Annotated in this window: 20 protein-coding genes; 3 read left to right on the top strand and 17 right to left on the bottom strand. The window is 66.9% G+C overall.

From position 1 onward, the window contains the following. The 11 genes from metK to pyrR form a co-directional block, all read right to left on the bottom strand. Nucleotides 1-1,194 carry a methionine adenosyltransferase gene (gene metK / locus MQH31_RS07070; RefSeq protein ID WP_243011434.1) on the bottom strand — a complete coding sequence of 398 codons (1,194 nt, stop codon included), beginning with the start codon at nt 1,192-1,194 and terminating at the stop codon, nt 1-3. Between the two features lie 65 nt (nt 1,195-1,259). Then, on the bottom strand, nt 1,260-2,483 hold the full coding sequence (gene coaBC, locus MQH31_RS07065; RefSeq protein ID WP_243011433.1) for a bifunctional phosphopantothenoylcysteine decarboxylase/phosphopantothenate--cysteine ligase CoaBC: 1,224 nt from the start codon (nt 2,481-2,483) through the stop codon (nt 1,260-1,262). A gap of 27 nt (nt 2,484-2,510) precedes the next feature. Next, entirely contained in the window at nt 2,511-2,768 is a 258-nt protein-coding gene (gene rpoZ, locus MQH31_RS07060; protein ID WP_134448746.1) for a DNA-directed RNA polymerase subunit omega, read from the bottom strand. 53 nt (nt 2,769-2,821) lie between these two features. After that, a complete protein-coding gene (gene gmk / locus MQH31_RS07055) occupies nt 2,822-3,742 on the bottom strand; it encodes a guanylate kinase (RefSeq protein ID WP_134531954.1) in 921 nt (306 codons plus the stop codon). Further along, a complete protein-coding gene (pyrF, locus tag MQH31_RS07050) occupies nt 3,735-4,616 on the bottom strand; it encodes an orotidine-5'-phosphate decarboxylase (RefSeq protein ID WP_243011432.1) in 882 nt (293 codons plus the stop codon). The genes gmk and pyrF overlap by 8 nt, the downstream gene beginning before the upstream one ends. Further along, nucleotides 4,613-7,900 carry a carbamoyl-phosphate synthase large subunit gene (gene carB, locus MQH31_RS07045; RefSeq protein WP_243011431.1) on the bottom strand — a complete coding sequence of 1,096 codons (3,288 nt, stop codon included), beginning with the start codon at nt 7,898-7,900 and terminating at the stop codon, nt 4,613-4,615. Before carB ends, pyrF begins: the two co-directional genes overlap by 4 nt. Beyond that, nucleotides 7,900-9,036, bottom strand: a complete 1,137-nt coding sequence (gene carA, locus MQH31_RS07040; protein ID WP_134532946.1) for a glutamine-hydrolyzing carbamoyl-phosphate synthase small subunit — start codon at nt 9,034-9,036, stop codon at nt 7,900-7,902. Before carA ends, carB begins: the two co-directional genes overlap by 1 nt. A gap of 106 nt (nt 9,037-9,142) precedes the next feature. After that, entirely contained in the window at nt 9,143-9,691 is a 549-nt protein-coding gene (locus tag MQH31_RS07035; protein WP_243011430.1) for a PH-like domain-containing protein, read from the bottom strand. Next, the gene (locus tag MQH31_RS07030; protein WP_243011429.1) at nt 9,684-11,024 is read right to left on the bottom strand and encodes a dihydroorotase; all 1,341 of its coding nucleotides are present in this window, start codon (nt 11,022-11,024) and stop codon (nt 9,684-9,686) included. Before MQH31_RS07030 ends, MQH31_RS07035 begins: the two co-directional genes overlap by 8 nt. Further along, nucleotides 11,025-11,975 carry an aspartate carbamoyltransferase catalytic subunit gene (locus MQH31_RS07025; RefSeq protein ID WP_243011428.1) on the bottom strand — a complete coding sequence of 317 codons (951 nt, stop codon included), beginning with the start codon at nt 11,973-11,975 and terminating at the stop codon, nt 11,025-11,027. Then, the gene (gene pyrR / locus MQH31_RS07020) at nt 11,972-12,514 is read right to left on the bottom strand and encodes a bifunctional pyr operon transcriptional regulator/uracil phosphoribosyltransferase PyrR (RefSeq protein ID WP_134531959.1); all 543 of its coding nucleotides are present in this window, start codon (nt 12,512-12,514) and stop codon (nt 11,972-11,974) included. The genes MQH31_RS07025 and pyrR overlap by 4 nt, the downstream gene beginning before the upstream one ends. Before the next feature lie 289 nt (nt 12,515-12,803). Between pyrR and MQH31_RS07015 the strand changes: the two genes are divergently transcribed. Further along, nucleotides 12,804-14,207, top strand: a complete 1,404-nt coding sequence (locus MQH31_RS07015; RefSeq protein WP_279238342.1) for a recombinase family protein — start codon at nt 12,804-12,806, stop codon at nt 14,205-14,207. 168 nt (nt 14,208-14,375) lie between these two features. On the opposite strand, the gene MQH31_RS07010 is transcribed toward MQH31_RS07015, so the two are convergent. From MQH31_RS07010 to MQH31_RS06985, 6 genes are all read right to left on the bottom strand, one after another. Further along, nucleotides 14,376-15,086: a rolling circle replication-associated protein gene (locus tag MQH31_RS07010; protein ID WP_243011427.1), complete on the bottom strand. Its 711-nt coding sequence runs from the start codon at nt 15,084-15,086 to the stop codon at nt 14,376-14,378. A gap of 487 nt (nt 15,087-15,573) precedes the next feature. After that, complete coding sequence (locus MQH31_RS07005; RefSeq protein WP_243011426.1) at nt 15,574-15,906, bottom strand: hypothetical protein; 333 nt, start codon at nt 15,904-15,906, stop codon at nt 15,574-15,576. Next, on the bottom strand, nt 15,893-16,390 hold the full coding sequence (locus MQH31_RS07000) for a hypothetical protein (RefSeq protein WP_243011425.1): 498 nt from the start codon (nt 16,388-16,390) through the stop codon (nt 15,893-15,895). The genes MQH31_RS07005 and MQH31_RS07000 overlap by 14 nt, the downstream gene beginning before the upstream one ends. Before the next feature lie 95 nt (nt 16,391-16,485). Next, the gene (locus MQH31_RS06995; RefSeq protein ID WP_243011424.1) at nt 16,486-18,048 is read right to left on the bottom strand and encodes an HNH endonuclease signature motif containing protein; all 1,563 of its coding nucleotides are present in this window, start codon (nt 18,046-18,048) and stop codon (nt 16,486-16,488) included. Nucleotides 18,049-18,376: 328 nt separating this feature from the next. Beyond that, nucleotides 18,377-18,652 (bottom strand): toxin-antitoxin system YwqK family antitoxin, encoded by a 276-nt coding sequence (locus MQH31_RS06990; RefSeq protein WP_243011423.1) that lies wholly within the window; start codon nt 18,650-18,652, stop codon nt 18,377-18,379. A gap of 49 nt (nt 18,653-18,701) precedes the next feature. After that, a complete protein-coding gene (locus MQH31_RS06985) occupies nt 18,702-19,148 on the bottom strand; it encodes a DoxX family protein (RefSeq protein ID WP_243011422.1) in 447 nt (148 codons plus the stop codon). Between the two features lie 54 nt (nt 19,149-19,202). Here MQH31_RS06985 and MQH31_RS06980 point away from each other — a divergent pair, with 54 nt between their 5' ends. After that, nucleotides 19,203-19,880, top strand: a complete 678-nt coding sequence (locus MQH31_RS06980; protein ID WP_243011421.1) for a CG0192-related protein — start codon at nt 19,203-19,205, stop codon at nt 19,878-19,880. Between the two features lie 123 nt (nt 19,881-20,003). Continuing rightward, on the top strand, nt 20,004-20,210 hold the full coding sequence (locus MQH31_RS06975) for a hypothetical protein (protein ID WP_134531968.1): 207 nt from the start codon (nt 20,004-20,006) through the stop codon (nt 20,208-20,210). Nucleotides 20,211-20,234 lie beyond the last annotated feature (24 nt).

Here is a 20,234-nt window from a genome sequence, read left to right as displayed (position 1 = left end):
TCAGATCCCGGAGGCGCTTCTCAGCTCGTCGACGCGGTCCAGCCTCTCCCAGGTGAACTCGGGCAGTTCGCGACCGAAATGACCGTATGTCGCCGTCTTCTGGTAGATCGGGCGGAGCAGGTCGAGGTGATGGATGATCGCGGCCGGCCGCAGGTCGAAGACCTCGCGGATCGCCGCGGTGATCTCCTTGTCCGGCAGTGCCCCTGTGCCGAAGGTCTCGACGTAGAGTCCGACCGGTGCCGCCTTGCCGATCGCGTATGCGACCTGGATCTCGAGCCGTTCGGCGAGCCCGGCTGCGACGGCGTTCTTGGCGACCCAGCGCATCGCGTACGCGGCCGAGCGGTCGACCTTGGACGGGTCCTTGCCGCTGAAGGCGCCTCCGCCGTGCCGGCTGGATCCGCCGTAGGTGTCGATGATGATCTTGCGGCCGGTGAGCCCGGCGTCGCCCTGGGGCCCGCCGATCTCAAAGCGGCCGGTCGGATTGATCAACATGGTCAGGCTCGAGGAATCAAGTTCGACACGGGACAGCACCGGCCGGATCACGAGCTCTTCAACCTCGGCGCGGAGGCGTTCCGTCGTGACGGAGGGGGCGTGCTGGGTGGAGAGGACGACGGTCTCGACGGTGCGCGGGATGATGCCGTCGTAGCCGATCGTGACCTGGGTCTTGCCGTCGGGGCGCAGGTAATCCAGTTCGCCGGACTTGCGGACCTCTGCGAGCCGTTCGGCGAGGCGGTGCGCGATCCAGATCGGGATCGGCATGAGCTCGGGGGTCTCCCGGGTGGCGTAACCGAACATGATGCCCTGGTCGCCGGCGCCCTGGCGGTCGAAGTCATCGGCGCTGGCCTGTTCACGGTGCTCGAAGGCGTCGTCGACGCCTTGGGCGATGTCGGGAGACTGGCCGCCGATGGAGATCTCGACGCCGCAGGAGCGGCCGTCGAACCAGACGTCAGAGGAGTCGTAGCCGATGTCGGTGATGCACTTGCGGACGATCGACGGGATCTCGACATACGCTTCCGTCGTGACTTCGCCCGCAACGTGGACGAGGCCCGTCGTGACGAGGGTCTCGACGGCGACACGGCTGTTCGGGTCCTCCGTGAGGAGGGCGTCGAGGATGCTGTCGGAGATCTGGTCACAAATCTTGTCCGGGTGGCCTTCGGTGACGGATTCGGAAGTGAAGAGGCGAAGATCGCTCATCTGGCCTGTCTCTGTGTCGAGGGTGGAATGGGTGGAACAGAAGTATTGATCGGGGCTGGCGCGGGTCAGCCGAGCCCGGCGACCACGACATCAAGGATGCGTCCGGCCACCGACATTTTCGTCCCTGCGGCCTCCGCCACTATAACTCCGGCCGAATCGATGACCCGAACCTGGTTACGTTCCGCGGCGAACCCTTCGGTCCAGCCGACCCTGTTGAGGACGAGGTAGTCGCAGCCCTTCCGCGCGAGCTTCTCGCGGCCGAGCGCGAGGAGCCGGTCGGGGTCCGTTTGCGTCTCGGCGGCGAACCCGATCACGAGCTGCCCGGGCTCCCTGGCCGCCGCGAGGCCGGCGAGGATGTCGGGGTTCTTGACGAGTTCGAGGGTCAGGGTGTCCCCTGCCTCGTCCTTCTTGATCTTGTCGCCGCGAACCGCCGCCGGGCGGTAGTCCGCGACTGCCGCGGCCATGATGACGACGTCCGCGCCCACTGCCGCCTCGGTCACGGCGGACTGGAGTTCGAGTGCCGTGCCGACGAGGCGGGTCTCGATGCCGGCAGGCGCCGGAATCTCGAGGTTCGCCGCGATCAGGACGACCGAAGCTCCCCGCGCGGTGGCCGCCTCGGCAAGACGGACGCCCTGCTTGCCGCTCGAGCGGTTGCCGAGGAAACGGACGGGGTCGAGGGGTTCCCTGGTTCCGCCAGCTGTGATGACGATGCGCGTGCCGGAGAGATCCCTGGCGGCCGTGATCCCCGTGTCCGGTTGCAGGGCTTCGAGGGCCGCCGCGACGATGACGTCGGGTTCCTCCATCCGGCCCGCACCGGAATCCGATCCGGTCAGGCGTCCCACGCCGGGTCCGACGACGATGACGCCGCGGTTCCGGAGGGTCTGCACATTGTGCACGGTCGCGGGGTTGTTCCACATTTCCGTGTGCATCGCCGGGGCGATCACGAGTGGCGCGGTGCTCGCGAGGATCGTGTTGCCGAGGAGGTCATCGGCGAGGCCGGCCGCGAGTTTGGCGATCGTGTTCGCGGTCGCAGGCGCCACTACGATCAGGTCGGCGGACTGCCCGATGGCGACGTGGCGCACTTCGGCGACGCCTTCGTAGAGGTCGGTGTGCACCGGATTCCGCGAGATCGCCTCGAGTGTCGGTCTGCCGACGAAGCGCAGCGCCGCCGGCGTCGCCACCACGTGCACGGAGTCCCCGAGCAGCACAAAAGCGCGCACGATGTTGACCGCTTTGTACGCGGCGATGCCGCCGGTGATTCCGACGACGATCGTGCGTCCGTGCGACATCCTGCGCGCTTTGCTGTGTGCTGGGCGTTATTCGACGATGGGGCGGGAGACGAGCTTGTCTTCGTTGATTTCGCGCAGTGCCACGGAGAGCGGCTTGTCGTCGACGGTCGAGTCGACGAGCGGGCCGACGTTGTCGAAGAGGCTGCCTTCGTGCAGGTCGGCGTAGTAGTCGTTGATCTGACGTGCCCGCTTGGACGCGAAGATCACGAGTGCGTACTTGGAGTCGACCTTGGTGAGCAGGTCGTCGATGGGCGGGTCAATGATACCGGTGGGCTTGTTGGCCAAGGTGGCACTCCTTCAGAGCGTTTGCGGCGAATAGACGGATAAGTCGGAGGGCGTTAAAGCAGCGACGGCGCTTTACGCAGATTCATCAAGTCTACGACTTCCCTGGCCGCAACGTTGACCTCCTGGTTGACCACCCGGAAATCAAACTCGTCCTGGGCCGCGAGTTCGAGCTTCGCGGTCTCCAGGCGGCGTGCCTGTTCCGCGGGGCTTTCGGTGCCACGGCCGATGAGGCGGCGCACCAGTTCGTCCCAGCTCGGCGGCAGCAGGAAGACCATGCGCGCTTCCGGCATGGCCGCACGCACGGAGCGCGCGCCCTGAAGGTCGATCTCGAGCAGGACGCTGTGTCCGCTCGCGAGTGCCTGCTCCACGGGTTCGCGCGGGGTTCCGTAGCGGAAGGCGTTGTGGACGACAGCCCACTCGAGGAGCTCCCCCGACGCGACCATGCGGTCGAATTCGGCATCGGTGACGAAGAAGTAGCTCGTGCCTTCGACCTCGCCCGGCCGCGGTGCGCGGGTCGTCGCCGACACGGAGAGAAGCACATCGGGGTAGTTCTCGCGGATGTAGCCGGCGACGGCACCCTTGCCGACCGCCGTCGGCCCGGCGAGGACGACGAGGTGTGCGTCGGAGGATCCGCGGCGGGAGACGGTCCGGTTCGCGAGGAACAGGCGCAGCCGGTCGCGCTGGTGCTTGCCGAGGCCGCCGAGCCGTTTGGACGGCGAGATCTCGAGTTGCGTCATGATCCGGCGCATCTTGGTGACGCCGATGGCCGGAATGCTCACGAGGAACTCCGTCGCGCGCAGGCGTCCTTCGACGCCGTCCGGATGCTCGATGGCAGCAGCGAGCACGGCAAGCGGTGTGCGCTTCCCTGCTGCAATCTCTGCCTTGACCGCTGCGCGCGCTCGACGCGCCGCGACGGCTGCGCGCGATGCTGCAACCCGATCGACGTCTGGTGGGGTAGGGCGATTCTCAGCCACGGGCCGCTCCTGCTTCAAGTACTCGGCGTGCGATCGCCTGTCCGATCCGGTCCGGGCCGGCCGACAACACGCTACGAGATTCACTCACTATTACGGAATGAGCGTACCCCCCAAAAAGGTTTCCCAGATCAGCGACATGCGCACCCTGGTGACCAAAACCGGGAGCGAGGATCGGAGTGGCTCCGCCGGGAGGCGCAACCGACAGGTCGAGACCGAAGTCTGCGAGGTCGAGCGTCGCGCCGAGCACGACGCCGATGGAGCCGAGCCGGCCCGACGCCCCCGCTCTCAGGTTGCGTTCTGCGACGTCGTCGAAGACGGCGCGGGCCACGGTCTCACCGGCATACGGTCCGTCGGGGACTCTGGCGCGTTGCAGGGCACTCGCCTCAGGATTCGACGTCGCGGACAGCACGAAGAGTCCCTTGCCCGCAGCGGCGGCCAGTTCGAAGACGGGCTCGAGTGAACCGACGCCCATGTACGCGTTCACGGTGATCGCATCCACTTCGAGCGGGGAGCCGGGGGTGAGCCAGGCCTCCCCGTACGCCGCGACGCTCGTTCCGAGGTCGCCGCGCTTGATGTCAGCGATCACGAGCAGTTCCGCCGCGTGTGCGTCCGCGAGCACGCGTTCGAAGGCGAGGTAGCCCCGCGACCCGAAACGCTCGTAGAAGGCCAGCTGAGGCTTGATGAGGCCGACCCGGCCCGCGCACGCGGCGACGACACGGCGTCCGAAGCTCTCTGCGCCGTCCGCGGTGTCCGGCAGGTTCCAGTCGGACAGCAGCCAGGCGTGGGGGTCGATACCCACGCACAGCTGGCCCCACCGGCTGAAGGCGGCGTCGAGACGGTCCCCGAACGTCGAAACGGGCACGGCGCCGGTCACAGCAGGGCTTCCCGCGTGAGTGCATACTCCTGGAGCGATGTCACCTCGAACCCGCCTCGGATCGCGTCGATGGAGGCGACGGCGGCACTGAGCTCGGCGATCGTGGTGAACAGCGGCAGATCCGCGGCGACGGCGGCCGCCCGGATCTCATAGCCGTCTGCGCGGGCGGTACGACCGCCGGGGGTGTTGATGACGATCTGCACCTCCTCCCGGCGGATGAGCTCGACGATCGACATGTCGTTCTCGTCGTGCTTCTCACTGAACTTCGTGACGACCCTGGCCCGGATGCCATTGCGCTGCAGCACCTCTGCGGTGCCCTCCGTCGCGGCGATCTCGTAGCCGAGCTGCTGGAGGCGCAGCATCGGCAGGATGATCGCACGCTTGTCACGGTCGGAGACCGAGACGAACACGGTTCCGCTCAGCGGGATTCCGCCGTATGCGGCGAGCTGGCTCTTCGCGAAGGCGCGGGGGAAGTCGCGGTCGATGCCCATGACCTCGCCGGTCGAGCGCATCTCCGGGCCGAGCACGGAATCGACGACGTTGCCCTCCGGGGTGCGGAACCGGTTGAAGGGCAGCACGGCCTCCTTCACGGCGACCGGCGATTCCATCGGGACCCGGGAGCCGTCGATGAGCGGCAGCTTGCCGCTCTCCTTGAGCTCGGCGATGGTTGTTCCGACCATGATGAGCGCGGCGGCCTTGGCGAGGGTGATCCCGAGTGCCTTGGCGACGAAGGGCACCGTGCGGGAGGCCCGCGGGTTGGCTTCGAGCACGTAGAGCACGCCGGCGCCGATGGCGAACTGCACGTTGAGCAGACCGCGCACGCCGATGCCCTGCGCGATGCCGAGGGTGGCTTCGCGGACCCGGTCGATCTCGGCACGGCCGAGGGTCACGGGCGGCAGGGTGCAGCTCGAGTCGCCGGAGTGGATGCCGGCTTCCTCGATGTGCTCCATGACGCCGCCGATGTAGAGCTCGGTTCCGTCGTAGATCGCGTCGACGTCGATCTCGATCGCGTCGTCCAGGAACCGGTCGACGAGCACAGGGTGCGACGGGCCGATGATGCCCTGGCCCTGCATCCGCTCGAAGTAGTCCGCGAGCGACAGGGAGTCGTAGATGATCTCCATGCCGCGTCCGCCGAGCACGTAGCTCGGGCGGACGAGGACGGGGTAGCCGATCTCCTCCGCGACGACGACCGCACCGGTGAAGTCGGTGGCGACGCCGTTGCGGGGAGCGAGCAGGCCGGCCTCGTCGAGGATCTTCGAGAACAGGCCGCGCTCTTCGGCGAGGTCGATCGCGGTGGGCGAGGTGCCGAGGATCGGGATTCCCTCCGCCTCGAGGCCCTTCGCGAGCCCGAGTGCCGTCTGGCCGCCGAGCTGAACGACGACGCCGACGAGTTCCCCGCTCTGGCTCTCCGCGTGGATGACCTCGAGTACGTCCTCGAGGGTGAGCGGCTCGAAGTAGAGCCGGTCGCTCGTGTCGTAGTCCGTCGAAACGGTCTCGGGGTTGCAGTTGATCATGATGGTCTCGTAGCCGGCCTCGGAGAGGGCGAACGAGGCGTGTACGCAGGAGTAGTCGAACTCGACGCCCTGGCCGATGCGGTTCGGGCCTGAGCCGAGGATGACGACCTTGCGGCGGTCGCTCGGGACGACCTCCGTCTCCTCGTCGTAGCTCGAGTAGTGGTACGGGGTCAGGGCGGGGAACTCCCCCGCGCAGGTGTCCACGGTCTTGTAGACCGGGCGCACGCCGAGGATGTGGCGCACCTTGCGGACATCCGCTTCGCCGAAGCCGCGGAGTTCGCCGATCTGGGCGTCGGAGAAACCGTGGTCCTTCGCGGTGCGCAGGATGTCCATGTCGAGTCGTTCGGCGGCGGCCACCTCGGCGGCGATCTCGTTGATCAGCACGATCTGGTCGATGAACCACGGGTCGATCTTGGTGGCTTCGAAGACCTGGTCGATCGTGGCGCCCTTGCGGAGGGCCTGCTGCACGGTGACGATGCGGCCGTCCGTCGGGATCGACGCGACCTCGAGCAGTTCCTCGAGCTTGCGGGACTCCTCGCCCCAGTGGAACGACGATCCGCGCTTCTCGAGCGAACGGAGGGCTTTCTGGAGGGCGGATGCGTAGGTGCGGCCGATCGCCATGGCCTCGCCGACGGACTTCATGGTCGTCGTGAGGCGCGGGTCAGCGGCGGGGAACTTCTCGAACGCGAAGCGCGGGACCTTGACCACGACGTAGTCGAGGGTCGGTTCGAAGCTCGCCGGGGTGACCTGGGTGATGTCGTTCGGGATCTCGTCGAGCCGGTAGCCGAGGGCGAGCTTCGCCGCGATCTTCGCGATCGGGAAGCCGGTCGCCTTGCTGGCCAGGGCGGACGAACGCGACACCCGGGGGTTCATCTCGATCACGATGATGCGTCCGTTGGCCGGATCGATCGCGAACTGGATGTTGCAGCCGCCGGTGTCGACTCCGACGGCGCGGATGATGTCGATACCGATGTCGCGGAGCTTCTGGTACTCGCGGTCGGTGAGCGTGAGCGCGGGGGCGACGGTGATCGAGTCCCCGGTGTGCACGCCGACCGGGTCGACATTCTCGATCGAGCAGACGACGACCGTGTTGTCGGCCGTGTCGCGCATCATTTCGAGCTCGAATTCCTTCCAGCCGAGGATGGATTCCTCGAGGAGGACCTCGGTCGTCGGGCTCTGGTGCAGGCCGTCGCCGACGATGCGGCGCAATTCCGCTTCGGTGTACGCGAATCCGGAACCGAGGCCGCCCATCGTGAAGGAGGGCCGCACCACGAGGGGGTAGCCGAGGTCTTCGGCGAAGCCGATGGCCTCGTCGACCGTGTGCGCGATGTGCGAGCGGGCGACGTCCGCGCCGGCGTCGAGCACGAGCTGCTTGAAGATCTGGCGGTCTTCGCCCTTCTGGATCGCCTCGAAGGATGCGCCGATCAGTTCGACGTCGTACTTCTCGAGGATGCCGCGCTCGTGCAGCTGGATGGCCGCGTTGAGCGCGGTCTGGCCGCCGAGGGTCGGCAGGATCGCGTCGGGGCGTTCCTTGGCGATGATCGTCTCGAGGATCTCCGGAGTGATCGGCTCGATGTAGGTCGCATCAGCGAAGTCGGGGTCCGTCATGATCGTGGCCGGGTTCGAGTTGACCAGGATGACCCTGACGCCCTCTGCGCGGAGCACGCGGCAGGCCTGGGTTCCGGAGTAGTCGAATTCGCAGGCCTGGCCGATCACGATCGGCCCGCTTCCGATGACCAGGACGCTGTTGATATCGTCGCGCTTGGGCATTACTGGGCGTCTCCTGCTCCGGCGGCCGCCGTGTGGGCGGTCACCATGTCCCTGAACCGATCAAAGAGGTAGTTGGCGTCGTGCGGGCCTGCCGCAGACTCTGGGTGGTACTGCACCGAGAACGCGGGGATGTCGAGGCAGCGGATGCCCTCGACGACCTGGTCGTTCAGGCTGTAGTGGCTGACCTCGACGCGACCGAAGCCGGTGCGGGAGTCGCTGACGCCTTCGATCGGCATGTCGACGGCGAAGCCGTGGTTCTGCGAGGTGATCTCGACGCGGCCCGTGGTCTTGTCGAGCACCGGCTGGTTGATTCCGCGGTGGCCGAAGGGCAGCTTGTAGGTGCGGAAGCCGAGCGCCCTGCCGAGGAGCTGGTTGCCGAAGCAGATGCCGAAGTACGGCACGCCGGCGCGGAGCACCTCCTGGAGCAGGGTGACGTGCGCGTCGGACGCGGCGGGGTCGCCGGGTCCGTTGGAGAAGAACAGCGCGGTCGGATTGAGCGAGAGCACGTGCTCCGCCGTGACCGACTGGGGCAGCACGAGCACTTCGAAGCCGCGTTCGGCGAGGTAGTTCAGTGTCGAGGTCTTGACGCCGAGGTCGAGCACGGCGACGGATCCGATCCGCTCGCCCTTCGCCGGAATCTGGAACGGTTCGACCGTCGACACCTGGTCTGACAGGTTGCGGCCACGCATCGCGGCGCCACCGCGGACGAGTTCGAGCTGTTCCCCTGCGGAGAGGTCGAAGGCGGGGCCGGAGAAGATGCCGCTCTTCATGGAGCCGGCCGAGCGGATGTGGCGGGTGATCGCCCGGGTGTCGATGCCGCTGATCCCGACGACCTCGTTGTTCACGAGGTCCTGGTCGAGGGTGCGCGTCGAGCGGAAGTTCGAGGCGATCCTGGCCGGTTCGCGCACGACGAACCCGGCGACCCAGATTCGGGAGGACTCCATGTCCTCGTCGTTGGCGCCGGTGTTGCCGATGTGCGGGGCGGTCATCAGGACGATCTGGCCGGCGTACGACGGGTCGGTCAGGGTTTCCTGATAGCCGGTCATTCCGGTGGCGAAGACGATCTCGCCGAGGGTCTGTCCCCGGCTGCCGTATGCGCGGCCGACGAAACGCCTGCCGTCCTCGAGGACGAGCACCGCCGGTGCTGTCGTCGCCGTCGGAGCTGCCGGTGCTGCCGGTGCTGCCGTCGCTGTCGTCGTCTCGTCGGGTGCCGCCTGGGCCTGGGCCTCGGTGTCGCTCACGCTACGCCTCGCTTTCGTCGTGCGCGGCCGGGTGCAGGGCACCCGCCGCTTCGGTTCGGATCGACGCGCTCACGCGGGCGCGGTCGGTAGGGTCAAGGATGCGGAAGTAGCTGTCGACGACCTGGCCCGCGGCATCCGCGTGCGGCTGGACACGCCAGCGGAGCAGGAGCAGTCCGCCGGTCTCGACGGCGCGGTCGATGGTCCAGGTGGCGTCTTCGAGTCCGGTGATGGCCCCCATCGGGATGAAGACCGGGTTCTCGCCGACGAGGTCGAGCAGAACGCCGTTCCTCGTCACGGTGATGAGGGCGCGGGCCCGGAAGCCGAGGCCGCGGATGTTCAGGCGCTCGAGCTGTCGGCCTTCCCGTGTCGTCGCGACGTAGAACGCTTCGGCGGTCGCGAGCACGGTGTCGGCCGTGTCCGGTCCTGGCAGCGGGTAGCCGGCGGCCAGGGCGGCATCGCGCCGGGTGCGCGCGCGCCAGCTGCGCAGCATGAGTGCGAGCACGGCCAGGAGGACGATGCCGATCAGTGCGGCGGGGATGGTGTTATCCATGCTGGGGTTCCTCTCGTCCGCCGAGTTCCGCGGGTGCCCGGAGAACGCCGTCGAGCACGGTCGCCGTGCCGCGGTGGAAGACGGCGACGACGCGGCCGGGCAGGGTCATCGCGAGGTAGGGCGAGTTGGTGCTCTTGCCCGCGAGGTCGTCCCTGCCGAACTCCCGGCTCGCGGCCGGGTCGTAGAGCGTGACGTTGGCGGGGGCGCCGACCTCGAGCGGCCGGCCCTGGCTCGCGAGGCGCCCGATCCGTGCCGGGGCGGCCGAGAGCACCCGGGACACGTCCCGCCAGTCGAGCAGGCCTGTGTCGACGACGGATGCCTGCACGACCGAGAGCGCGGATTCGAGCCCGACCATCCCGTTGGCGGCGGCATCCCATTCGCAGTCCTTGGACTCGACGGGGTGCGGCGCGTGATCGGTCGCGACGATGTCGATCGTGCCGTCGGCGAGTCCGGCGCGGAGCGCGTCGACATCTTCGCGGCGGCGCAACGGCGGGTTGACCTTGTAACGGGCGTCGTAGCCGCGGACCAGGTCCTCGGTCAGGAGCAGGTGGTGCGGCGTGGCTTCCGCGGTCACGTTGATCCCACGGGCCTTGGCCCAGCGGATCACGTCGACGGCGCCGGCCGTCGAGACGTGGCAGACGTGCAGGCGGCTTCCGACGTGCTCGGCGAGCAGCACGTCTCGCGCGATGATGGATTCCTCCGCGACCGCGGGCCAGCCGGCGAGGCCGAGTTCGCTCGAGAGCGCGCCCTCGTTCATCTGGGCCTTCTCGGTGAGGCGCGGTTCCTGGGAGTGCTGGGCGATCACGCCGTCGAAGGCCTTGACGTATTCGAGGGCGCGACGCATCAGGAGCGGGTCGGAGACGCAGAATCCGTCGTCGGAGAAGACCCGGACACGGGCACGGCTCGTCGCCATGGCGCCGAGTTCGGCGAGGCGCTCCCCCGCGAGCCCGAGGGTGACGGCACCGATCGGCTGGACCGTGACGTACCCGGCCCGCTCGCCGAGGGCGAGTACCTGTTCGACGACGCCGGCGGTGTCCTGCACCGGCGAGGTGTTGGCCATCGCGAAGACGCTCGTGAAGCCGCCGATGGCGGCCGCCTGGCTGCCGGTGAGGATGGTCTCGCTCTGCTCGTAGCCCGGTTCGCGCAAGTGGGTGTGCAGGTCGACGAGGCCGGGAAGGGCGAGGAGGCCGTCGGCGTCGATCACCGTGGCGCCCGCGTGCGAGAGGGCGGTTCCGAGTTCCTGGATCCGGCCGTCGGCGAGCAACAGGTCGGTGCGGGTGCCGTCGGCGAGGCGTGCGTTCCGGATCAGGTACCGGGTGGCCGTGTTTTCCATTTAGCTTTCCTCCCGGTCGCCAGACATGAGCAGGTACAGTGCCGCCATACGTATCGAAACACCGTTCGCGACCTGCTCGAGGACGGTCGATGCGGCCGAATCTGCGGCGGCTGAGGAAATCTCCAGGCCGCGGTTCATCGGGCCGGGGTGCATGACAATGCTAGTCGGCGCGAGCCGGGCGAAGCGTTCATCGTCGAGTCCCCAGCGCCGCGAGTACTCGCGGCTGTTGGGGAAGAACGCCGCGTTCATGCGTTCCTGCTGGATCCTGAGCATCATGATCACGTCAGGGCCGGCGTCGATCGCGTCGTCGAGATCGAAGCTCACGGCGGCCGGCCAACCGGTCATGTCCATCGGGAACAGGGTGGGCGGCGCGACCATGGTGACTTCGGCGCCGAGTGTCGTCAGCAACCACAGGTTGGAGCGCGCGACCCGGGAGTGCAGCACGTCGCCGACGATGGTCACCGTCACGCCGTCGAGGCCCTTGCCGCGCGACGCAGCCTTGTGCAGACGACGGCGGATGGTGAAGGCGTCGAGGAGCGCCTGGGTCGGGTGTTCGTGGGTGCCGTCCCCCGCGTTGATGATGCCGGCGTCGATCCAGCCGCTCGTCGCGAGCACCTGGGGGGCACCGGATGCCGGGTGCCGGATCACGACACCGTCCGCGCCGATCGCGGCGAGGGTCTGCGCGGTGTCCTTGAGGCTCTCGCCCTTGGAGACGCTCGACCCCTTGGCGCTGAAGTTGATCACGTCGGCGCTCAGGCGCTTCGCAGCGGCCTCGAAGGAGATCCGGGTGCGGGTGGAGTCCTCGAAGAAGAGGTTCACCACGGTCTTGCCGCGGAGTGTCGGGAGCTTGCGGACCTCGCGTGCGGAGACATCCGCCATGTCTTCCGCAATGTCGAGGAGCGTGATGGCGTCGTCGCGGCTGAGGTCCTTGGTGGAGAGGAGGTGCTTCATTCCGCGCTCCCGCCGTCGATGCTCACGAATTCGTCGCCGTCGACCTCCAGGAGGTGCACGTTAATGCGTTCCTCTGTGGAGCTCGGGAGGTTCTTGCCGACGAAGTCGGCGCGGATCGGCAGCGCGCGGTGGCCGCGGTCGACGAGGACCGCCAGACGTACGATCGCGGGGCGGCCGTGGTCGCCGAGGGCGTCGAGGGCCGCGCGGATGGTGCGCCCGGAGTAGAGCACGTCGTCGACGAGCACAACGGTCGCGCCGTCGATGCTCGCGGGCACGAGGGTGCGGGACGGCGTGCGGGTACGGGTGTGGGCGAGGTCGTCGCGGTACATCGTGACGTCGAGGGACCCGGAAGCCACGGGTGCCGCGGCGGGTTCGATCCGCTCGATGATGTCGGCGATCCGCCGCGCGAGGGCAACGCCCCTCGTCGGGATGCCGAGGATGACGAGATTGTCCGGTCCCCGGTTGGACTCCAGGATCTCGTGGGAGATCCGAGTCAAAGCCCGGGTTATTTCAGCCTGGTTGAGCACGATGCGTGACAAAACGAAGGCCTCCTTCCCCGCCTCACCGGACGGTTGTTAAAGGATGGCTGTTACCGTCATCCATCGTAGCAGCCGCCCGGTCAGTCGCGGTTGGGTGGCCCGGTGAGAACTTGGTGGGCGCGGTGCCGGTTCGGTGGCCGCCAGAGCCGTTGCGGGTCGATCAGCCCCGGGGCCCGCACTTGTGGTGATCCTTTCACCATGCGGATCTCCCACCCCGAGGTATCGATCGTGTGGTGATGGAACCAGCACAGGAGGACCCCGTTGTCGATACTTCGCTAATCTGACCCCTATGGGAAACGTCAGATCAGCCGCGATTTACGCCCGCATCTCCAGCGACCAAACAGGGGAACGCTTGGGCGTGCAACGCCAGCTGGAGGACTGCCGAAAGCTCGCAGCCGAGAAGGGGTGGCCCGTTGTCGGCGAGTACATCGACAATGATATTTCCGCGTTCAAGGGCAAACCGCGCCCGGAGTATGCGCGGATGCTCGAGGACATTGAGGGCGGGCGCGTGGATGCCGTTGTCGCTTACCATCAGGACAGGTTGACGCGCCGCCCGATGGAGTGGGAACAGTTCGTGGAGCTCTGCGACAAGGCGGGCGTGCAGCAGCTCGTCACGGTCACATCCGATATCAACTTCGGTAACGACAACGGGATGCTCGTCGCCCGCATCACGGCAGCCGTCGCCGCCAACGAGTCCGCGCGGAAGTCGGAGCGAATCAAGCGCAAGATCCAGCAGAACGTCGAGCAGGGAAAACCGAACGGCGGAGCACAGCGCCCCTTCGGATACGAGGCCGACAAGATCACCGTGCGCGAGTCCGAGGCCGAAATCATCCGGATCCTCGTCGATCGCTTTCTGGCGGGTGAGTCCGTGCGCTCCCTCGTCGCATGGATGACCACGGAAGGCATCCCCACGACCGGGGATGCAACGGAATGGCGCACGCCGACCCTGCGGCACATTCTGATGTCCGGTCGCATTGCCGGCCTCCGCGACCACCACGGCAAAGCCGCGGGGGCAGCCGCATGGCCGGCCCTCATCAGCGAGGCCAAGCACGACCAGATCCTCGCCATGTTCCAGACGAAGAAGGTCTCGGGACGCCGCGCACCCCGCAGCTATCTCCTGTCGGGGATGCTGCGATGCGGCAAGTGCGGAAACCGCCTCTACAGTTCGATACGGGGCGAACGACGCCGCTACGTGTGCGCCTCGGGGCCGGATCACGGCGGCTGCGGTGCCCTGACGATCGTGGCTCAGCCGGTCGAAGAGTGGATTGCCGCAGCAGTGCTCATGCGCCTGGACACTCCCGCGATGGATGACGCCCTCGCTGGGCGTGCAGAGGTCAACGAGCGACAGGTCGCCCTCATGAGTGAGTTACAGACCGCCCAGTCGAAGATGATCGAGCTTGCGGAGATGTGGGCAATGGGAGAGATTGCCGGTCCCGTGTGGAAGGCAGCCCGGACGCCGCTGGAGGCGAGAATCAGCACCGCGCAGAAGCAGCTGGACCAGATTGCGGGAACGAACACGCTCGAGGCCCTCGTCGGCCAAGGTCAGAAGCTGTCCGCCAGTTGGGACACCCTCAACCTTGACCGGCAGGTCGCCATCATCCGGGCCGTTCTGGACACGGCAACGATTCTCCCGGGCGTTCTAGGTGCCCGGAGCGTGGACTACAACCGGATCGTTCCCAGCTGGCAGCTGTGAGGGGCGGGCGTTGCGGTCGCCGCTCCGCGGCTGCCCCGCAACATCCCGCCCTCTCAGCAGCACGCCAACCCGGGAAACAACCCCGGCGTCAGTCACCGCCACCGGGACCCCTTGAACCGCGCAGGTGGCCTCCAACCACGCACGCAACGCCTTCCTATCGATCACGATTCACCGGCCCCACTGCGCCCAAATGGACGGCGGCCCCGGCCAGTCCTCAACCGACGACGATGACCACTCGACCGACGGCTGCGAATCCAGCAGCATCGACGCCTGACTGAGCACGTCCTCGGACGAGATACCCGACAGCGCCACCGGGCGCGGCCGAAAATTCTGCGCCACGTCATACCGGTGCAACCCGAGCACCCGCACGGACGGATCCGCGAAGGACTTCGCCACGTATTTCGATAGGTAACCCGCGGCTATCCGAGCTTCGGAGAGGTTGCTCGACCCGACCGGAAGACCGCCCAGAAGCTTGATGTGCACGTACCCGCGCCCCCACGCCGCCTCGATGAGGGAGCGATGGATGAAGCGGCCCACGGCAAAGTGGGCGTGCAGGCCGTGGCCGGTCTTGTGCCATTCCGGCACCCACGCATACGGGAACGCCTTCCCGCCGAGGGACGAGCGCAACGAACGGAAGAACTCCGCGAGGTAGAGCCGCAGCAGTTCGGGATCGTGGCATCCGGACCCTCTGAACGTGAGCGTGCCGAGCCGGTTGAGCCGGTTCGCCGAGCAATAGCGCCGCAACGTCGCTGACGCGCGCTGTCCAGCTGAAGCCGCGGAGCGTTCCGGATCCTTCGCGAAGCCGCGAGACACATAGCTCGGTGCGCGCCGGATGGAGGAACGGAACGACCCGCCGCCCTCTCCCGCTTCGGGGTACAAGGTGAAGCGCCATCCCGCATCTGGACGCGCGAGGAAATGGAGCGATGGGTGAGGTGCTGAAGATGACATGGAGGCCTACCGTGCGAAACCGACAAGGGAATCGCTGAAACCCGGACAACCTCAGTCGTCGACAGGATCCGAAAACGGCACAGGCCTCAGCTACCGGACTCCCACCGGTGCGGCCTCCAAAATAGTTATGCGTGAGCGGGGGCACTGGCCTTTATAGCGCCGCTCGACCCCTCCAGATGGGTCCCTCAATCAATTAGGTAGTTTCGGTTCCGAGCCCCTGGAGTGCTGACTCATTGAAACCTCACACCATGTTTAGCAGGCGAATCACACCGCTGTGATTCGTTCACAGCCAACTGCTAGCTGCCGCGGAATCACCCGCGCTGCGCGCGGCCGATTCCTTGCCCTCGGACGCGCTACCGCGCTCCCGAGTTACGTTGCTTATTCAAGTAAAGCGCGCGCTCCGCGCGCCCACTCAGGATCAGTTCCCGAGATCCTCAAGCAGCTGGTCAATCGTGCTCGTGATGTCCAGGGCATCTGATCTGGCCGCTACATAAAGCTGGGTCACGAGGTCGAATGAATCCTCGCCAGGTTCGACGATCTCTTCCTCGATCGCTCGTCCGTCCGCGTCGACTAGCCGAACCCAGTAGGGCGGAAGACCATCATTGTCCTTCGTGAGGAGAACGACCGAGGCGGCCGATCCGGACCACACATAGGTGTCATCCCGACTGCCAGGACGCCAGTTGGCCTTTCCCTCGTACGTGCGTTGGGCCAATTTGCTAAGTAGTTGATCGAACTTGTCAGATGTGGGCATCGAGAAGGGTCCCTTCCAAAGAATTTCTAGCTGTCAACTCGCCAACCATTCCGGTCACGAGCGCGATCATTTTTTGCACTGATTTGGTTCGCCGTGGAATGTCGGCAGCCGGATCCTGTAACGCCAGTTTTGTGTCCGCTGCAATAGCAATCGACGTTTGCAACTGAGCCAAGAACTCGGCGTGAGGACTCTTCTTTGTCATCAAGTGTCCTCTTACCTGTCCGGCTTGCCACCGCCAAGCGCCGAGGTAATGGATCGCAGCATTTCGATCCCCTCGACCGACCGCCCATTCCAGGTTGGTTTCGATTTGGACTAGCTGCGGCAACACGACTAAGAGCAGGTTGGACCCTATGTGCTTTGTTGCTGCTTCGGCTGCATCCTTTGCGGCCTCCGCTGCGTCGCGTGTCTTCGAAATCTGCTGAAGGGCAATGAGGAAGCCCACGATCGCCAAGGGTATGGTTGCCCACCCATTAACGATGTTCACCCAATCAGGCACTATCAACCCCCCGTAATGACCGTTGCGATCACAGTGGATAGGTTACCAACACGGTTAGCTCAGAGACATCGCCTTTAGGGGTACTACTTACGATTTGTGCCGTTGTCGACGTTCGTCGGTCCGTCCTTTGCCCAGGGCTTCACATGGTGTACCTCGGCCCAGTGCGCCGGGGCCTTGCAGCCGGGGATGATGCACCCGCCATCGCGGGCGGTGATCGCCCGCCGCTGCGCCCGGTTGAAATACCGCCGCTCCGGGCCGAGCTTGAGGACCTGGTTGTTCTCCCCGAACAGAACCCCTTGGAAGCCGCCGTCGCAGATCCGCTGGCGCACGGTCTTCAGCGACACCGGGGCTTCGACGCCGTCGATCCACCCGACCCCGACCCCGCTCGCGAGGTCGGCGGCGTTCACGTGCACCATCACCGTCGGTGCCGACCCTCCCATCGACGGCGTGTCCTGGTCGCGGGCGGCGTGTTCGATCAACGCCCGGAGGATGTCCGCGCGCTTCTCCCCGCTCGTGCGGGTGTCCTGGCGGCGTTCCCGCAGTTCGGCTTCGATCACGTCGAGCTCCGGGCCCGTGCCGGCGCCGCTGTCGTCGTCGCCTGCGGTCTCGGCGCCGGGGATCATCTGCCCCGAATCCATCAGCGCCTGTTCCTCTTCGGTGGGAAACGCGGGCCGCGCGTGGAAACTGAGGAAGGCGTCGAAGAGGGTATTCATCATCCCGAACAGTTCCGGCGTCACCCCACCCTTCACCGGATACAACCCATTCTTCAACTGGCCGAAGCCGATGTTCGACTTCGCCTCGAACACATCCTCCTGCGGTAGCACGCCGTCCGGGTCGAGGAAGGCCTGCCACTGGAGCACCATGCCCCGGATCAGATCCGCAGCCGCGGAGACCCCGGCGCCGGCGAGTATCTCGGTCTCCGGGGTGATCCACCCGGCCGCCGTGGCGACCAGGGCCCGTTCGGCAACCTCTACCTCCGCCGGAACTGCCCGGTGGCTGACCAACCCGAGCCCCGTCGTGATCAGTTCCGCTGCTTCGACACCGATGTCCCCCGCGGTGAGGGCGGCCCCGACCACGGGGAACAGTGGCGGCAATACAGTCAGGCCTGCCCGGCGGGGAAGCACCACATCGCCGAGCTTGGTGCGGCGCTTCACTTCCCGGGCCGAGACCCGGGTCACCCGGGTGAGCACATCCCACGGGCCCCGGCAGCCCATCTTCCAGGCCAGACCGTCCCGGCCGAGCACCCGCGCCCGCCGGTCCACATCGGTGGCGGTGTTTACCCGGGCCGCATCCACCGTCCGCCCGATGGCCTCTACTTCTTTCAGCGCCGTGACCGCTTCCGCATCGCTGAGCAACCCGACCGGGATCGCCGCCAGAGCCTCTGCGAGAGCCGAACGTGCTTCGGCGAGCCGGGCGACAGCATCCGCATGCACCGAGGGAATAGCCCCAGCCAGCCCCTCCGCACCCTCGAAACCCTCAGCAATCGCAACCGGATGAGCCGACTCGACCTCCCCATCCAAAGGCCCGAGCGGCGACTCAGCCGGCGCCTCGGTGGAGGCGCGGCCCGCCGTGGTGGGCTGATCCCCCGCAGCCCCGGAACCGGGTGTCTGCGGGGTGTGTGACTGTGGATCCGAAGCTCCTGCCATACCCCGATTCTACCCCGAATCGAACACTAATGCGAGACTTGCTCACTTAATTTTGGGCTTCTCATCACGAGATTCAAAGCTGAAGACGAGTGTGTCCGCACTCGTGGTGCCGAATTCAGGAGACGCGCCCGGACGAGCGACAGCGGCCCGCTGACCAGTGCGGCCGATCCCATCCGTTGGCAGGGATCTCCTGAATTCGGGACGCTCACCTTCGTGTTGAACGGCCGCGGCGCGCAGCTCACGTGCGAGAGCGTCCTTCCCGGTCAGAAAGGCGCGGAATCGAGTCAATGTGTGCGTGAGTGTGTCAGCGGGTATCTCGGTGAGTAACTCAGTGGAAAAGGGTCTCCTTGACGAGGCTGCCGTCCCTGGCCCAGGTGCGCCAGACGCCGATCTGACGGCCGCGGTCGAACTCTCCGGTACGCATCAGCGTGCCGTCAGTGCGGAACCACTCCCACTCACCGTGCAGCTCGCCGTCGAGGGTGCTCCCGCTTGCCTTGGTCTGACCGTTGGCATAGTGGTCGACTCGCGACACGGGCGACGACACGGGCGACGCCACGGGGGCGCCGTCTGGTGCAGCGGAGGATGGGATCGGCTCTGGACTCACACGCCCAGTCTGCCAGCGGACGGCTCGCGCCGACAGTGTGGGAGTGGCGTCAACGCCGGCGACGGTGCAGGACGCCCGCCGACCACAGCGCCCAGACCACGAGAAGGGGCTGGAAAAGGAGCCGGATGCCGCGGGCCCGGTCCGAGTCGAGGCCGAAGGCATCCGTTCTGGTCACGAACTGAGCGATGTTGCCGGGGAAGACGGCCACAAAGAAGACGGCGACGAGCCACCCGACCGTGATCCGGCGGCCGGGCAGGGCGACGAGTGCGCCGCCGAGGCCGACCTCGGCGACACCGGACAGAAGCACGACGGCGTCCCGGTCGAGAGGCACCCACGAGGGCACCTGTGCGAGGAATTCCGCGCGACTCCAGGTGAGGTGGCTGATGCCGGCGAACAGCAGGAAGGCGCCGAGCGCGATCCGGCCGATCGTCCGCGGTAGTGATGTCTTCGTCGACGACGTGCGGACCGATATCGAATTCTCTGCTGCTCTGGACATCTCCCCAGTCTGACAGCCGTTTCTGCGATGCGGCCGTGCCCTAGCATCGAGGACATGGCACTCATCCACCGCGCCCAGCTTCGGCCGTCCAAGCTTGAACTCCTCGAACCGTGGCTGCGGACGCGGTCCTGGTTCGCCGGCGATCCCACCGCTCCCCTGACCTCCGCCGGGGCGTACCGTTTCGACGATCCGGCGGGTGAGGTCGGCATCGAGACACTGCTCGTGCGCGCCGGCGACGGCCCCGTGCTGCAGGTGCCCCTGACGTATCGCGATGCGCCCCTCGAGGGCGGAGAGGCCTGGTTGATCGGAACGATGGAACACTCGGTCCTGGGCCGTCGCTGGACGTACGACGCCGTCGGGGATCCCGCCTACATCGCCGCGCTCGCAACGGTGATCTTCTGTGGTGGCACCCAGGCCGACGAATTCGTCGACGTCGAGGGGGACCTCGTCTTCCGCGAGTCCACGGCGACCGTCGCCGGCAGCGGCCCGGCGGATGCCCCCGCTCCCGTGCTGCTGACGACCGGCGACATCTCGACCAGCGACGAGCCCGATTCGACCGTCGTCGTCACTGGTTCCCTGCGTCTCGTCATTCTCCGGGCGCCCGGCAGCCCGAAGGCGGAGACGAGCGTGCTCGCCGCTCGGAGGACAGCTGGCGGCGGCGCGGAGCAGCTCTCCGGAACCTGGACCGCCCAACCCGAAGAACGGGTCCTGGCCCTGGCCAACTCGCTCTGACGCCAACGACTGCACCGTCACATGGTGTTTACCGACCAGCAGTTGCGGTCGGGCCCGTCACACGTCAGGATTGTCCCGCGGCAGGCATCCGCTGGCGAAAGCACGCACAGATGAAGGACTTTGATGAACCGGACGGACCTCGTTCAGTTGTTTTCCGTCGTGGACGCCGGCCCCGCCCGGTGGGAGGTCCGTCACGACGTGACGGATGAGCTCGCGGGTATCCTCGAGCGCACACCGCGCGGCTTCCTCCTGGTGAACGAAGACGGGCAGCGGATCGGCAGCTTCGACTCGATCCCGAGCGCCCTCGAAGGCCTCTACGCAGTCTTGTAGCGGTCCGGCCGTCTTAGGCCGGAA

The sequence above is a fragment of the Cryobacterium zhongshanensis genome, assembly GCF_022760445.1.
GTDB classification, from domain to species: Bacteria; Actinomycetota; Actinomycetes; order Actinomycetales; family Microbacteriaceae; genus Cryobacterium; species Cryobacterium algoricola.
The sequence above is the reverse complement of the archived record's forward strand: the minus strand, read 5'-3'. Positions and strand labels throughout refer to the sequence as shown.

Coding starts and splice junctions, on each gene's coding strand:
- MQH31_RS07005 (WP_243011426.1), bottom strand. CDS start 15,906: ATGCCCACATCTGACAAGTTCGATCAACTACTTAGCAAATTGGCCCAA.
- MQH31_RS06975 (WP_134531968.1), top strand. CDS start 20,004: ATGAACCGGACGGACCTCGTTCAGTTGTTTTCCGTCGTGGACGCCGGC.
- MQH31_RS07030 (WP_243011429.1), bottom strand. CDS start 11,024: ATGGAAAACACGGCCACCCGGTACCTGATCCGGAACGCACGCCTCGCC.
- MQH31_RS07025 (WP_243011428.1), bottom strand. CDS start 11,975: ATGAAGCACCTCCTCTCCACCAAGGACCTCAGCCGCGACGACGCCATC.
- MQH31_RS06985 (WP_243011422.1), bottom strand. CDS start 19,148: ATGTCCAGAGCAGCAGAGAATTCGATATCGGTCCGCACGTCGTCGACG.
- MQH31_RS07035 (WP_243011430.1), bottom strand. CDS start 9,691: ATGGATAACACCATCCCCGCCGCACTGATCGGCATCGTCCTCCTGGCC.
- carB (WP_243011431.1), bottom strand. CDS start 7,900: ATGCCCAAGCGCGACGATATCAACAGCGTCCTGGTCATCGGAAGCGGG.
- MQH31_RS06980 (WP_243011421.1), top strand. CDS start 19,203: ATGGCACTCATCCACCGCGCCCAGCTTCGGCCGTCCAAGCTTGAACTC.
- metK (WP_243011434.1), bottom strand. CDS start 1,194: ATGAGCGATCTTCGCCTCTTCACTTCCGAATCCGTCACCGAAGGCCAC.
- MQH31_RS06995 (WP_243011424.1), bottom strand. CDS start 18,048: ATGGCAGGAGCTTCGGATCCACAGTCACACACCCCGCAGACACCCGGT.
- coaBC (WP_243011433.1), bottom strand. CDS start 2,483: ATGTCGCACGGACGCACGATCGTCGTCGGAATCACCGGCGGCATCGCC.
- MQH31_RS07015 (WP_279238342.1), top strand. CDS start 12,804: ATGGGAAACGTCAGATCAGCCGCGATTTACGCCCGCATCTCCAGCGAC.